This is a genomic window from Olivibacter sp. SA151 (genome assembly GCF_054130995.1).
This window is the reverse complement of the sequence record NZ_CP096391.1, coordinates 3,885,726-3,901,439: the sequence shown is the minus strand read 5'-3', so window position 1 is coordinate 3,901,439 and position 15,714 is coordinate 3,885,726. Positions and strand designations below refer to the sequence as shown.

Below are 15,714 nucleotides of genomic sequence, written 5' to 3'. Positions count from 1 at the left end.
AAAAATGAAGAGCTTAATGATCAGGCAGTGCGTATACTATACAGGGATACTGGTATGTTTTTTCAGTATAACCGGATGTAAAGATTATTTAGACCGTGAACCTTTGGATGCAATACCGAATGAGCGCTACTGGAAAAATACAGAGCAGCTCGAAATGGCAATGACGGCTATTTTTTCACGGGTAAAAGCAAAGAATACTGTTGATATGGAGAATATGGGCGAGAACACCATGTGGCCTTCTACAAATCAATATAAGGATATCGGTTCGGGAGTGTTTCCGGTTACACAACCGACAGTAAATGATGAATGGCGTAATATGTATCGAGACATTCGTGAGTCTAATACTTTTCTGGCAAATTATCGAACTGCAGCAGAGACAAGCCCTGGCGCGAACGAACTGCTGGCAGCGGAGGTCAGGGTACTAAGAGCGCTTGCCTATAGTTTCGTCGTTTCTTTCTGGGGCGATGTTCCATTAGTTTTGAGGCCTTTGGAGCTTGGTGATGAAGAGGTGTATGGAGAACGTACGCCTCGTGAGGAAGTCGTGGATTTTATATTGGCAGATTTAGATAGCGCGGCAGCCATTCTGTCACCGACAATTCCGACAGGTAATCGCTTAGGAAGAATAAATAAAGGAGCCGCACTTGCTTTAAAGGCACGTATTGCCTTGGCGGAAGGGCGATACGATGTAGCTGAAGAGGCGGCGAAAGCTGTAATGGATTTGGGTGTGTATCGCTTGTATAGCAATGGTAATCCAGCCACATCTTATTGGGAATTGTTCACCAAAGCCGGTAAATTGGCCAACGGCCGTAACCAAGAGACCATCCTTGCGCGGCTACATCTTATGGATATCATTATGCATAACCTTAGTAGGGAGATCCAAGTACCCGATCAGTCGGCACGTTTTGTACCAACACGCTCGTTGGTGGATTCTTACCTATGTACTGACGGTTTGCCAATCAATAAATCGCCTATGTACCAAGATAGTACCTACGAAAGTGTTTTTCGAAATCGCGATCCTCGAATGACGCAAACGATTTTGGTCCCAGGCGATACCTGGGGAGGGCGTTATGACGGCAGACCGATTAATGAGAACGATAATCCAAGTGTTTTCATGCGACCGAAATTCAATCAAGATGGTCGTGGTTGTATGACTACGACAGGTTATTATTATAAGAAATATGTGACACCTTCAGCTGTTGGACTGGTTGGAAGGGACGACAATGACATTCATTTAATACGATATGCTGAGGTTCTGTTGACGTATGCGGAAGCCCGCTTTGAGCAGGGGAAATTGACCCAGGAAGATTTAGATAGGTCTATAAATCTTCTTCGAGACAGGGTAGGTATGGTTCATATGGATTTAGGCTTTATGGCCGCTAACGGCCTGGATGTTCGCACAGAAATCCGGCGCGAACGGCGTGTGGAGTTGGCATTGGAAGGACAGCGCTATTTTGATGTAAGAAGGTGGAAAGAGGGTGAACGATTGGCTGCACCCATTGAAGGAGTAAAAGCCGCATGGTTTCCTGAATTGTCACGCGGTTCTTTCCGTATCAGTCCAGAAGGGTATTTGCAAGCGCAATGGAATAGGCGCTTTGAAGATCCTAAAAACTATTTATGGCCGATTCCGCAGCCACAACTCGATCGGAATCCCAAGTTGGGGCAGAATCCTGGATGGTAATAATTTAAAAACAGGTCGGAGCAGCGCTAAAACGCCCCGACCTGTTTTTTTTCTGCGGTAGACTTTATGTTTTTAAGTTTCCACCAATAAACATATAGGAAAAGATAACCGTATGTTGGATAAAAGCGATTTGTCTTGCATGCGATGATAAAATCGCTATATTTGTTTTCGTCAGATTCTACTGATATAACCAATTATGCCTGGTATTAACTACGGGATAAAGCAATAGTAAAATGTCGTCTTCGAAGTTTTGCTGATTGTTCAACAAGGATTTTATGATATGGGTTAAAAGGAAATAACTTTTCCAATGAACAGCTATGTCCATAAAAACCATTTGAGTGAGTTTGAATCGTGTAAATTAACACAAATACATTGTTATTTATTGATTTTAAGAAAGGAGGTTAATTAAGCAACAAGAAAGTTCGGTACTAAAACTCAATTCAAACATTTTATCACTTATAAGCTCAAACCGTATGAACAAAACACATTTTAGATCCCCTAGCGTTAAATGGACCTACATGGGAACTTTATTTCTCTTTTGTCTATTTAACTTTTCATTCGTGGTTGCGAGTAATTACTCGCTCCATCAACAGCAAGATTTTGTGATCAAAGGAATTGTAAATGATAATGCGGAACCGCCTAATCCCATCCCGGGAGTCAGCATTCGCGTAAAAGGAAGCAGTAAGGCAACTGCAACCGATGTAAATGGTACCTTTACCTTGTCTGTAAAAAAAGGTGATGTGCTTGTATTTACCTCGGTTGGTTATCAGGCCCGTGAACTTGTCGTTAGTAATCAATCTAGCTTAAATGTAACCCTTAATCAAGATTTAAACACTTTGGAAGAAGTGGTTTTAACCGGGTATTCAACCCAGGTTAAAAAAGATATTACGGGTGCCGTTTCGGTCGTTAATGTTAAAGAACTCACTAAAGTTCAGGCGCCTAACGTAGCACAACAATTGCAGGGTAGGGCGGCAGGTGTTACCGTAACAAGCAATAACACACCTGGTGGTGAAGCTACTGTTCGGGTACGTGGCTTTAGCACCATCAATAATAATGATCCCCTTTATATTATTGACGGTGTGCCAACGAAAGGTGGATTGAATAGCATTAATCCAAATAATATCGAATCGATGCAAGTACTGAAGGATGCTTCCTCTACCTCCATCTACGGGTCGCGTGCAGCCAACGGTGTCATTATCATTACCACCAAAAAGGGGAGTGCCGGTGATTCCAGAATAACTTTTGACACACGGGTAGGGGTACAAACCGGTCATGTAAATTTAGGCCTAATTAAAGATCCCTTGCAATTTGGCCAATTGCTATGGACGCAACGTCGAAATGCAGGCATCCTGACCAATGGCAATCCATCGCATCAACAGTATGGTAACGGCCCCAATCCGGTTGTACCGGATTATATCCTGGCAGGCTCCAGTTATGGCTTATTCGAGGGAGATCCCCGTGTTGATCCTTCCTTGTACAGTTATAACGCGGATAATTTTTATCAAATTGTCCGGGCTAATAAGGAAGGCACCGACTGGCATAAAGAAATATTAAGACCAGCCATTGTTCAAGAATATAACCTAGGAGCTACAGGAGGATCCGATAAGGGTCGCTATGCCTTATCACTCAATTACTTAAACCAAGAAGGGGTGTTGGAACATACATCATTCGATCGGTATTCACTTCGTTCCAATACCGAATTTAATATTAAGAAAATCATTCGCTTGGGAGAAAATCTGGAAGTAAGTTATACCCAGAATAAAGGGTATTATTACAATAATGGAACAGCAAGTTCAACCAACAATCAAGATGGCAATCCCATTGGAAACGGTTATCGGATTCCATCTATTATACCTGTTTACGATATCATGGGGAATTTTGCAGCAACGCGAGCTGCAGGCTTGGGACCAGCGACTAATCCACTTGCTCAGTTATATCGCACAAAAGACAATCAAGCCAAAACGTTGAGAGCATTTGGCAATGTTTTCGCGGAAGTGGATATTATCGAGGGTTTGACCGGTCGTACAAGCTTAGGGTTTGACTATACGAACACCAACCGAGTGAATTATGTATTGATGGATCGGGAAGAGGCGGAAATTGAGGCGGCAAACTCCATGACTAAAGCGAATATCAATGATATTAATTTAACGTGGACGAATACATTAAATTACAAAAAAGTATTTAATGATATACACAGCCTAAATATTCTGGCGGGTACCGAAGCGATAAAAGGATTCGGTGAAGACTTCTCAGCAGTCAGGACAACCTATTTTTCGGAGGATCCGGATTTTATGGATCTTAATTCGGGAACAGCGGGGATCAACAATAGTGGTAGCCGATACGAATGGGCGCTGTTTTCAATATTTGGAAAAGTGAATTACAGCCTTAAGGATAAATATTTGCTGGAAGCGACTGTAAGAAGAGATGGCTCGAGTCGATTCGGTAGTAATAACCGCTATGGTACGTTCCCCGCATTTAGCGGCGGTTGGCGGATTTCTCAAGAAAGCTTCTTGTCGGAATTAAAATGGTTGGATAATTTGATGATTCGCGCAGGCTGGGGACAAACCGGTAACCAAGAAATCGGGAACTATAACGGGTTTAATACTTATCGCTCCTCGCTTAATTTATCTTCTTATGCCATTAACGGATCAAACAATGCAGTTAAGCCCGGATTTGATACGGATGCTTTCGGAAATCCTGATGCAAAATGGGAAACCACTACACAAACCAATATTGGTTTAGACATGACGATCTTAAAAGGAATGCTTGGGTTTAATTTGGATGTCTATAATCGAACCACATCCGATATGCTTTACCAATTAGCATTACCGGCAACGCAAGGGACTGCTACGGTGCCCTTTGTTAATGTAGGCGAAATGAACAACAAGGGGATTGATTTCGCAGTGAACTTCCAGAATAATACAAGCAAAGATTTCACCTATGGTATTAGTGCTAATATTTCGGCTTATAAAAATAAGGTCGTTAAGTTGAACAACAATGAATCTGCTATCTTGCTAGGTCCGAATATCAGAAGTTATGTTTGGACACGGTCAACCGTGGATCAACCCTTGTATTCCTTTTATGGTCACGTAATCGATGGGATTTATCAAAATGAGGAAGATTTAGCGAATGGCCCTGCGTATCCCGGTTACGCTGCAGTGGGAAAATACAAATATAGAGATTTAGATGGAGATAACGTAATTACCGATAATGACCGCACTTTTATTGGAAATCCGCATCCCGACTTTACGTATGGATTGAACATTAATTTAGGTTATAAGAATTTTGATCTTTCTGCATTTTTTCAAGGGGTTCAGGGAAATGATATTCTAAACATGGTAAAACGATGGGTTGATTTCAATAACCAAGCCGGTAATCGCAGTTTACGCATGCTTAATGATTCATGGACTCCTGAAAATCCTGACGCCGTATTACCGATATTGGATGCCAATGATAGTAGAAGTCAACAACCATCATCCTATTTTATTGAAAATGGTTCTTACTTCCGCTTAAAAAATCTAACCCTGGGCTACACGTTGCCGGCTGATCTTTTACAGAAATTAGGATTGCAAAGTGCTAGGATATATGTGCAAGGGCAGAACCTATTTACTATCACTGATTACTCCGGTATTGATCCTGAAATCACATCGGTGGGTTCAACGCCAGGTACCACTACATTGGGTGTTGACCAAGGGAATTATCCATTAGCTAAAATGTATCAGTTAGGAATAAATGTTGGATTCTAAGGAATAAAAAGCATATTATGAAAAGATCAAATTTATCGATATATATACTGTTGGCCTTTTGCGTTATGCAGGGCTGTGGTAAAAGTTTTCTGGAAAAGAAACCATTAGGTTTAGCAAATGAAGAATTGCTGGCTACGAAGTCGGGCGTTGATGCCGTCTTAATTGGCGCATATAGTTTGTTGGACGGAGTAGGTTCCGGTTATACATTCACGTCGTCAGCTAGCAATTGGATTTATGGATCGGTGGCATCTGATGACGCCTATAAAGGAAGCGATGTGGGCGATCAGGCGCAGATAACAACCATTGAACGCTATGTTAGTCAACCGGATATCGCTGCCTTTAATGAAAAATGGATTACAGTATATGATGGCGTCTCTCGCGCCAATGATGTGCTTAAGTTAATCAAGAAAACGACCGATATGACAGAGGCTGAGGTCGCACAGGCAACAGCGGAAGCACGCTTCTTACGTGCATGGTATCATTTTGAAGCAAAGAAGATGTGGAATATGGTGCCTTACGTTGACGATAACGTCACGGACTTTATCAACTTGCCAAATGACAAAGATATTTGGCCTATGATTGAAGCTGATCTACAATTCGCCGTAGATAATTTATCGGCTACAAAGAAAGATGTAGGGCGGGCAAGTCAATGGACGGCAAAGGCAGTGCTTGCTAAAGTACATATGTTTCAGCAAGATTATGAAGCGGCTCGACCGCTATTGGATGATATCATCAATAACGGCCCTTTTGAATTAGTAAGTAATTTTCATGATAATTTTAAAGTGGCAACCGAAAATAATATTGAATCGATTTTGGAAGTCCAAATGTCTGTTGGCGACGGAGGAAGTGGACAAAACGGCTTTTGGGGCGATAATTTGAATTTTCCCTATGGCTCTGGACCAGGGGGGTGTTGCGGTTTCTTTCAGCCTTCTCAAAACTTAGTAAATGCTTTCAAAACCGATGAAAGTGGCTTGCCGTTATTGGACAATTTTAATGATGTCGATGTTAAGAATGATGAGGGCTTAGCTTCTTCTGATCCATTTGAACCCTACACAGGTAATTTGGACCCTCGTTTAGATTGGACCGTTGGTAGACGTGGTATTCCTTTCCTTAACTGGGGGATTCATCCGGGAAGAAATTGGATCCGCGATCAAAGTTTTGCCGGTCCGTATACTTTCAAAAAATTCTTTGCGGCCAATGGCGATAATGCCGGAGCGGAATCACCCAGGGCAAATTCAAATAATTATCGGGCCTTACGATATGCCGACGTCCTGTTAATGCGTGCAGAAATTGCGGTGGAGGATGGCGACCTCACTAGCGCGTTGGATCTGGTGAATCAAATCAGGCGAAGAGCAGCAAATGAAGTGGTAACAAAAGATGATGGCACACCGGCAGCCACTTATGTCATAAGAGAGTATCCATCATTTCCAAGTCAGGATTACGCACGAAAAGCCGTTCGATTTGAAAGAAGGCTTGAATTAGCGTTGGAAGGACATCGCTTTTTCGATTTAGTACGTTGGCATGTTGCTGCTGAAACATTAAATACTTATCTTGAAAAAGAGAAGCAAAAACGAACCTATCTACAGGGTGCTAGTTTTACGGCTGGAAAGAATGAGTATTTTCCGATTCCGCAAGCGCAGATTGATATTATGGGTGCAGATGTGTTGAAACAGAATCAGTAGATTATTTTTAACCGATAAGGGTGTCTCCTACAGGTGCTTACAACAAACATAGGAGACACCTCATTTTTAAACTAAAAGATCATGATAAAAAGCATGCATGAACATCGAAGAAGTTTTCTGAAGAAAGCTTCGATGGCTGGATTGGGAGCCCTGATTAGCCCATACAATCAAGTTGAATCAACTATCGGGGAGTCGACAAATGTTAAGCGCAATCCGATCAGTGTTTCCACGTATTCGTATTGGCATTTTAAAAAGGAAAAGTTTCCCATTGAGCAGGTAATTGAACAGGCAGCGACGTTGGGTTTTGATGGTGTAGAAATACTACATCGTCAAATGGAAAACGAAACTACCGGATATATGAATAAATTAAAGCGTCTTGCTTTCGAAAGTGGTTTGGCCTTACCTATGCTATCGATTCATCAGGATTTTGTATCACCTGATAAAGAAGACAGAAAAAAGAACATCGCACATACCAAGCACTGCATCGATCTGGCTGTGCAGATGGGAATCCCTTGTGTCCGGTTGAACTCAGGTCGATGGAACACAGCAGGAACCTTTGACGAGTTGATGGCCGTAAAAGGAAAGGAAACGCCTTTAGCGGGATATACCGATGATGACGCCTTTAAATGGGTAATAGATGCGACGGGAGAATGCCTGATAAAGGCAGAGCAAGAGGGTGTGATTTTGGCCATCGAAAACCATTGGGGACTTACGACACAGGTTGAGGGTTTATTACGAATATACGAAGCCTTAAAAAGCTCACCGGCCATGGGACTAAATCTGGATACCGGTAATTTTGCCGGCGACCCGTATAGTCAGTTCGAACAGTTAGCACCTTATGCTACCATTGTTCAAGCGAAGACCTATTACGGAGGTGGAGAATGGTATACGTTAGATTTAGATTATCAACGGATCGCCGGCATATTGCGTAAAGTGAATTTTAAAGGCTATATTTCATTAGAGATGGAAGGAAAAGAAGACCCATTAACAGCAGTTCCTAAGAGCTTAGCCGTTTTGCGGAAAGCTTTTTACTAACGCAACCGTTTGCGTGATGAATAAATTGGCAATCCTATTATTTTATTATTAAATTAACAGCCATTTTGGTCGAACATCATCATTTTATCGATCTTAAACTGCAATATTTAGCTAAATCAAACTTGGTATTATGAGCCATCTGGTTATTTATTGGTGCCACTGATCATGTCCTTCATTTATCGGATAAACGATAGTATATCCGAAAAAAAAGGTCATTTTGTCTGTCCGGTTAATTAAATAGAGAATAATAAAGAGACTTTTAATTGCAGAGAAAACATCAAGAATAGTCAATACTTAAAACAACAAATCGAATGGATTTTTCTTAAATCGAACTTATTTTTTGAGAGAGGATCCTGAAACCAAAAATTAAAGCACAAATGAAAGAAAAAAGTACCTCGAGAAGGGATTTTATCAAGAAGTCTGCCCTAGCAGCGGCAGCATTTAGCATCGTCCCGCGGTTTGTACTGGGAGGACAGGGATATTTGGCTCCGAGTGACCACCTAACAAAAGGTATTATTGGTGTTGGAGCTATGGGACGCGGTCATTTTTCCTATGCCGGCACCAAAACCGTTGCTATTTGTGATGTTGATACCAGACATTTAGCGATAGCTATGAAACAGCTGAATGATAGTGGTGTTAAGCAACTGTCAGATTTCCGTGAATTGATCCAACTTCCGGAAGTGGATATCGTTCATGTCGCCACACCGCCTCATTGGCATGGTATCATGGCCGCTGAAGCTGCACGTGCCGGAAAAGATATATGGTGTGAAAAACCCATGACGCGTACAATAGGAGAAGGTAAACGTGTAAAAGAGGCTGTGCAACAACATGGGCGGATTTTTAGATTAAACACCTGGTTTAGATTTAAGGATAATTTCTACGGAATGGCCGTTCCGGTAAAGAAGATCAAGAAATTAGTGGATTCCGGTATGCTCGGTTGGCCACTGAAAGTTACTGTAAGTAGGCATACGGGATTTGATTGGAAATTTTATTGGGTCGGAAAAGAGAATTTGACGCCTGAACAAGTGCCCAGTGAATTGAATTACGATATGTGGCTGGGGCCTGCTCAATACAAACCTTATAATGCACATCGTGTTCATCAAACCTTCCGGGGCTATTGGGACTATGATGGAGGCGGTTTAGGTGATATGGGACAACATTACCTGGATCCAATACAGTATTTCCTAGGGAAGGACAATGAAAGCCCGATTTCGGTTGAAGTAGACGCTCCACAGCAACACAGCGACGCAGTTGGTACGTGGCGACGAATTGAATATACCTATGCTGACGGATGTAAAATTATCCTCGACGGTGAAGGGAAAGATAAAGATGTGCCTTATATCGATGGGCCTAATGGTAAATTATATCCCGGTTTTAAATCGGATATTCCGGACATGGAACGTAAACTAGCGACATTCCCCGAACCGGAAGAGCAAGTGGTCGACTTTGTTGAAGCAGTGAAAATGAGACAGAAATTTGCATTAAACGAGGATAATGGTTATCGTTCTTGCACCTTGGTAAATATGGGTTTAGCATCTGTAAGGTTAGGTAGATCCTTAAAATTTGATCCAGATAAGCAGTTATTTGTTGATGATGAAGCGGCCAATCGTTTAATTGACCAACCGATGCGTGGCCCATGGACTATCTAATGTATTTAATTATCACGAACTATTAAAACCAATATGAAGAATTATATATATGCTTCTATCCTTGCTTTTATGCTCGCCAACCCACCGGCTTTTGCGCAGCAAGATGATAGGCGTACAGCGACGACCAAAATAGCAGACTTGTTAGCCACACAGCCCGCTCAGAATGCCGATAAGCTGAATGCTGCAATGGCCCAACTAGATCTATTTACGGCTGAAGATATCAGTGCATTGCTTTTATCTTTAAAGCCACAAGGCGGGGACAACGCAAAAATCGAATATGCAACCAACAGCTATTCCTATTTTGTTATGCAGAATGGAAAAGAGCCAATGCGTTCCAAATTTGTCCAGGGCGCTTTGGATGCCTTGGGGAAAATGCAGGATAAAAATAATAAAGGATACGTGCTGAATCTACTCACTAATGCAGGAAAAGACGATGCCGTGTCTGCCGTTTCTACGTATTTACAAGATGAATATTTAGGGGATCGTGCTGCACGGACTTTGGCACGAATTCGTTCCGATGAGGCGGGAAAAGCTCTTGTGGCTGCGTTACCGTCTGCAAAAGGAAGAAATATAACCTACATACTGGAAGCTATTGGCGATGCCGATTATGTGCCTGCAGCACCCACCATTGTTTCATTTGCCACCGCAGAGGAATTAACGGTTAGAAAAACAGCGCTCTATGCATTAGCAAAATTGGCTGATCCATCTTCTGAGGAAGTTTTAAGGGTGGCAGCTGAAAAGGTTAACTTCGGTTATGATGAATCAAAAGCGACCGCTTCTTATATTAATTACGCAAATAATCTACTCCTCAAAGGGAATAAGGAGCTAGCTGAAAAAGTAGCAAAAACTTTGTTGAAAGTAGATGATGAACATACACCTACGCGCATTGCAGGGCTTAATATTTTAACGCACATTTACGGAGCCGAATATGTTCCGGATTTGGTGAAAGCGTCTAGAGATAAGGATAAAGCATACAGCATTGCCGCTTTAAAATTAGCGCAGCCTTATTTAAATGGCGCTGCTGTCGAAAAATGGGGGAAAGCAGTAAAGAAAGCGAATCCGGAAACGCAAGCAGCTATCATAAAAGCTTTATCAAATACAAAAGACGATAGTGCACTTCCTTTTGTTGAAAAAGCCCTAAAGAGTGATGATACCCTTGTGAAAGTTACGGCTATTAAAGCCTATGGAAAACTAAAAGGGGTAGAGGGTACGCCTGAATTGTTGAAGTTATTATCAGAATCCAACCAAGAAGAGCGAGAAGCAGTAAAGGAAGCCTTTTTTACATTGAAAGGCGAAGGTTTAACAGGTAAGTTAGTGACTTCCTTAGCTGCAGCAGTACCTGCAGATCAGGTGACAATTATGCAAGTACTAGCTAATAGAGGCGCAAATGAAAGTTTCACCGCAGTTACTGCCTTGCTGAAAAGCAGTGATCCGACGGTAAGAGATGCTGCATATAATACATTGCCCGCCATTTCGAAATCCGAAAATCTTGCCTCATTAACCTCTTTATTATCTACAGCAGGTAACGAAAACGAGATAAAATTAGTACAGCAAGCTATAGTTGCGGCCGTTCAGGGGAGTCCACAAAAGGAGCAGGATATCCAATCATTATTGGCCAGTTATCAATCGGCAAATCCGAACGGAAAAACGCTTTATTTGAACGTTTTTTCAGGAATAGGTGAAGGTAAAGCTCTACAGCCGGTTGTTGAAGTACTTGATGGAAATGATGCGAACTTAAAAGCTGCGGCAGTTGAAGCTCTCGCTAATTGGAATGATCACGACGCGTTGCCTGAATTAATCAAGTTGAGTCGGACGACAAGCGACTCAAAGCAATTGAATCAGATCTTAAACGGTATTGTACGATTGACCGCACAAAGCGACTTCCCGGCAGAGCAAAAAGTATTACTCCTAAGGGATGCTATGGGAGTTGCACAAAATACGCAGCAAAAAAGAATGATATTGGGTGCATTGAGCAATAATTTTACTTATAATGCACTCATCTTTGCCGGAAAATATTTAGACGACCCGGAGTTGAAATCCGCTGCAGCCATGGCGGTGTTAAACATCGCATTATCAAATCCGAGCCTCTATGGTGAAGAAGTGAGCGCCATCTTGAATAAGACGGTAGACGCGTTAAGCGGACAAGATAGCGATTATTTAAAGCAAGCCTTAATTAAACATATCAATGAATTACCCAAGGGTCGTGGTTTTGTGTCACTTTTCAATGGCAAAGATTTAACAGGTTGGAAAGGTTTAGTAGAAAATCCCATTAAGCGAGCCAAAATGAGTGCGAAGGAACTATCTGTCGCTCAACAAAAGGCTGATGAATTGATGCGGCGTGGCTGGTATGTAAAGGATGGCGTGCTTTACTTTAATGGAAAAGGTGATAATATTGCAACCATTAAACAATATGGTGACTTCGAAATGCTGGTAGATTGGAAGTTGAGTACCGTTGGTAAGGAAGGTGATGCAGGTATTTATCTTCGGGGAACACCTCAGGTCCAGATTTGGGATACCTCCCGCGTAAACGTTGGAGCCCAAGTAGGTTCCGGTGGTCTTTATAATAACCAACAGAACGAAAGCAAACCTCTTAAAGTAGCGGATAATGCACTGGGAGAATGGAATACCTTTCGTATTATTATGAAAGGCGATAAGGTGACAGTATATCTTAATGGGCAGCTAGTAACTGATAACGTTACCTTAGAAAATTACTGGGATCGAAGTCAACCCATTTTTCCTATTGAACAGATAGAACTACAAGCTCATGGAACTGAAGTCGCCTATCGGGACATCTATATTAAGGAAATACCTAGAAAAGAGATTTTCACTTTAGGCAATGAAGAAAAGGCTGCTGGTTTCAAAGTGCTGTTTGACGGTTCGAACTTAGATAGCTGGACAGGGAATACAACTGCTTACACAATCAGTGACGAAGGAACGCTGGCTTGTTATCCCGTTAAGGACTCGGGAGGTAATTTGTATTCAAAAGAAGAGTTTGGTGATTTTATCTATCGCTTTAGCTTTCGTCTAACTCCCGGAGCGAATAATGGCATTGGTATCAGGGCCCCTTTAGAAGGCAACGCGGCGTATGAAGGAATGGAAATTCAGGTATTGGATAATGAAGCGGACATTTATAAAGATCTTAAGAAATATCAATACCACGGATCGGTTTATGGGGTAATTCCTGCTAAAAGAGGCTTTCTTAAACCGGTGGGAGAATGGAATGAAGAAGAGATTTACGTAAAAGGAAATAAGATTAAAGTCACGCTAAATGGCACCGTTATTTTAGAAGGTGACATTGCCGAGGCATCAAAAAATGGTACGTTAGATAAACTCGATCATCCGGGACTTAAACGAAAATCCGGTCATATAGGGTTTTTGGGTCATGGATCAGAGGTACATTTTAAAAATATCCGTGTTAAGCGGTTGTAGTTATCTGGTTATTAATTGTTAGTTATTAGTTACTGGTTATTAGTTGTTAGTTATTTGTTTCTGGTTATTAGTGTTGTGTGTTACTATTAACCTCTGTGACATATAAATAACGATTCGTAAAACAAATTCTTCAACTTATTGTTCTACCAACAAGGTTTAGGTTGGATAAAAGCAGAAAGCCCGGCGTTCCCAAGCGCTTTGGGCTTTCTGCATTTTTTGTATTGCCAGATCAGGGAGTAGTATCTTCTGTCATTAATGACTCGCAAAAAAATGTAGAATTATTTATCTAGCTACAGGGAATTCGCCTTTGGCCTATAGATGAAGGTGTATATATTAAAAGAGATTTCCCTAATCTAGCTAAAGTAATTTGCATTTAAAAAGCAATTTATCTAAGTTTGTTTAACTCATTTTATAGTCTTCCAAAAATAATACGCTGACCAATTATTTATCATATAAGCGTTGCGGGACCTTCGTGTTTGGTTAAAAATAATAATGCAAATAATATCATTGACTTCATAAGGAAGCATGGTGACGTAACGAATTTTTTATGGTTTAAAGCTTGATTATGAAAGATTTAACAAAGTTTTCTGATGAAGAACTTTTCCATGCCTGTGTAGACGGGAGCGAATTATCCTTTGAAGAGCTATACAATCGTTATTGGTATAAATTATATGCCGAGGCGCTGAGACGATTAAGAAAGGCTGAGTTAGCAGAGGAAATTGTACAGGATCTGTTCACTAGTATATGGCTGAACCGCAAACGAATACAGATTCATAGTTCCGTTGCTGCTTATCTTTTTACATCTGTTAGGTACTTGGTAATAAGTGCTATACAAAAGGAAATAGTTAGAAAGAATTACAAAGAATTCTACAAAGGCAATTTTAGGGATTACGATAATTCTACCGAAACACGGCTAGCCTTTAACGAGTTACAAAATCAAATTGAAAATCATGTTCGATTACTACCCGACCGCTGTCGTTATATTTATGAGCTAAGCAGAAAAGAGTTTAAAAGTAATAAGGAAATAGCTGATTTGCTTGGCATATCGGAAAAAACGGTTGAAAACCAGTTGACCAAAGCATTAAGTAGGCTGAAAGTAGCGATGAAGCTTTATTCTTTTCATCTTTTATTGCTGTATTATTTATGTTAGATATATTTAGAATTTCGTTGTTAAACGACTCTTCACCTTTTGTTTCGATCCTAAGGGTGACCAAAACCTAAGAGCGAAGCGATGAGCTCCCTACAGTCGACGTTGGTTTTGTGGAAGAAGTAACACGAATTTTTAAAGAAAATTGACCAAAGAAAGCCTTTCCTTAATTCTAATATCGCAACCATTTTGGCTTGTAGCTTAAAAAGATAATTTTTTTTACAACGGCGTAGGGGATAAAGGGCTTTGGGCCGACTATACAAATGGAAGCTATTATAAATAAAAGATATACTATAAAATGAAGAGCGAAATTTCCGAGGCTTTAATAGAAAAATACCTTAATAAGCAATGTAATGCAGAGGAAGTGAAACTAGTGGAGGCGTGGTACGATGCGATGGGTAACTCGTTATCAGCCGAAGAATTCGATCAAATACGGAAAAATAGCCTTTTGAAAGCACGGATGTTGTATAATATCAAAAGGAGAAGTGGTCTGTCTCTCCATAATGGCAGTGAGGGCGCGCCTTTTAAGAAAGTACATCGTAAAATTCGCTCTACCGGCGTTTGGGCCGCCGCTGCAGCAATTGTGTTAATCGCCTTCATATGGCTACTGTTGGGTGGGCAATTGGACAAAATTTTTAAAACAGATCCGGTGGTACTGGTTAAAAATGAAAGTAAAACCATACTGAAGCATCATTTGCCGGATGGAAGTGTGATTTGGCTAGCGCCACATTCGTCGCTGCAGTATAGCGGCACTTTTCAACAAGAGGTAAGGGAAGTAACGATGCGGGGTGACGTTTTTTTTGAAGTAGCCAAAGATCCGAACAAACCTTTTCTTATCAATAGTGGATCGTTGTTGACCAAAGTTCTTGGAACAAGTTTTCGCATAAGGAGCGCAGGCGATGCAGAAGAAGAGGTCTCTGTGATAACAGGTATGGTAGCTGTCAGTCGCGTCGATGAAAATATAAGTGTCGCTGAAAAGATGCAAGGTAACCGAGAGGTTCTGCTTGTAGCTGATCAGAAAGTACACTTTAATAAACACAAAGCCCATTTGGTTAAAACAAAAGAAACATCGCGTTCGTCAGTGAAAATGTGGAAAAAGAGGAGTATGTCTTTTGAAGATAAGCCACTTAAAGATATTGCTCACTTGCTTGACAGTACTTTCAATGTCCAAATTGATTTTCAGGATAAAAAACTTGAAAGTTATACACTGACTGCCGACTTTAATCAGCTAAACTTAATTTCCATTATGGAAATAATCAGTCAATCACTCAACCTGCAATATGAGATTTCCGGAGATCGCATCAGGTTAATAAAAAAGTAAATCATTCATGACCCTAATTACTATCCA

Annotated in this window: 8 protein-coding genes; all 8 read left to right on the top strand. The window is 41.1% G+C overall.

What is annotated here, in order from left to right; all coding sequences use genetic code 11:
- Positions 1-4: 4 nt before the first annotated feature.
- The 8 genes from M1D52_RS16215 (at position 5) to M1D52_RS16180 (ending at position 15,687) form a co-directional block, all read left to right on the top strand.
- Complete coding sequence (locus M1D52_RS16215; RefSeq protein ID WP_437392980.1) at positions 5-1,678, top strand: RagB/SusD family nutrient uptake outer membrane protein; 1,674 nt, start codon at positions 5-7, stop codon at positions 1,676-1,678.
- Between the two features lie 518 nt (positions 1,679-2,196).
- Entirely contained in the window at positions 2,197-5,424 is a 3,228-nt protein-coding gene (locus M1D52_RS16210) for a SusC/RagA family TonB-linked outer membrane protein (RefSeq protein ID WP_437392979.1), read from the top strand.
- A 17-nt stretch (positions 5,425-5,441) separates the two neighbouring features.
- Positions 5,442-7,106, top strand: coding sequence for a RagB/SusD family nutrient uptake outer membrane protein (locus tag M1D52_RS16205; protein WP_130857317.1), 1,665 nt, complete (start codon positions 5,442-5,444; stop codon positions 7,104-7,106).
- A gap of 81 nt (positions 7,107-7,187) precedes the next feature.
- A complete protein-coding gene (locus M1D52_RS16200; protein ID WP_149105560.1) occupies positions 7,188-8,141 on the top strand; it encodes a sugar phosphate isomerase/epimerase family protein in 954 nt (317 codons plus the stop codon).
- Positions 8,142-8,518: 377 nt separating this feature from the next.
- Positions 8,519-9,790 carry a Gfo/Idh/MocA family oxidoreductase gene (locus tag M1D52_RS16195; RefSeq protein ID WP_437392978.1) on the top strand — a complete coding sequence of 424 codons (1,272 nt, stop codon included), beginning with the start codon at positions 8,519-8,521 and terminating at the stop codon, positions 9,788-9,790.
- Between the two features lie 33 nt (positions 9,791-9,823).
- Entirely contained in the window at positions 9,824-13,219 is a 3,396-nt protein-coding gene (locus M1D52_RS16190) for a DUF1080 domain-containing protein (RefSeq protein WP_437392977.1), read from the top strand.
- Positions 13,220-13,784: 565 nt separating this feature from the next.
- A complete protein-coding gene (locus M1D52_RS16185) occupies positions 13,785-14,369 on the top strand; it encodes an RNA polymerase sigma-70 factor (protein WP_013666220.1) in 585 nt (194 codons plus the stop codon).
- 295 nt (positions 14,370-14,664) lie between these two features.
- Entirely contained in the window at positions 14,665-15,687 is a 1,023-nt protein-coding gene (locus M1D52_RS16180; RefSeq protein WP_013666221.1) for a FecR family protein, read from the top strand.
- The last annotated feature ends 27 nt before the right edge of the window (positions 15,688-15,714 follow it).

What these genes read in the sequence shown, in the direction of transcription:
- M1D52_RS16215 (WP_437392980.1), top strand. Translation starts at nt 5, where the DNA reads ATGAAGAGCTTAATGATCAGGCAGTGCGTATACTATACAGGGATACTG.
- M1D52_RS16185 (WP_013666220.1), top strand. Translation starts at nt 13,785, where the DNA reads ATGAAAGATTTAACAAAGTTTTCTGATGAAGAACTTTTCCATGCCTGT.
- M1D52_RS16180 (WP_013666221.1), top strand. Translation starts at nt 14,665, where the DNA reads ATGAAGAGCGAAATTTCCGAGGCTTTAATAGAAAAATACCTTAATAAG.
- M1D52_RS16190 (WP_437392977.1), top strand. Translation starts at nt 9,824, where the DNA reads ATGAAGAATTATATATATGCTTCTATCCTTGCTTTTATGCTCGCCAAC.
- M1D52_RS16210 (WP_437392979.1), top strand. Translation starts at nt 2,197, where the DNA reads ATGGGAACTTTATTTCTCTTTTGTCTATTTAACTTTTCATTCGTGGTT.
- M1D52_RS16205 (WP_130857317.1), top strand. Translation starts at nt 5,442, where the DNA reads ATGAAAAGATCAAATTTATCGATATATATACTGTTGGCCTTTTGCGTT.
- M1D52_RS16195 (WP_437392978.1), top strand. Translation starts at nt 8,519, where the DNA reads ATGAAAGAAAAAAGTACCTCGAGAAGGGATTTTATCAAGAAGTCTGCC.
- M1D52_RS16200 (WP_149105560.1), top strand. Translation starts at nt 7,188, where the DNA reads ATGATAAAAAGCATGCATGAACATCGAAGAAGTTTTCTGAAGAAAGCT.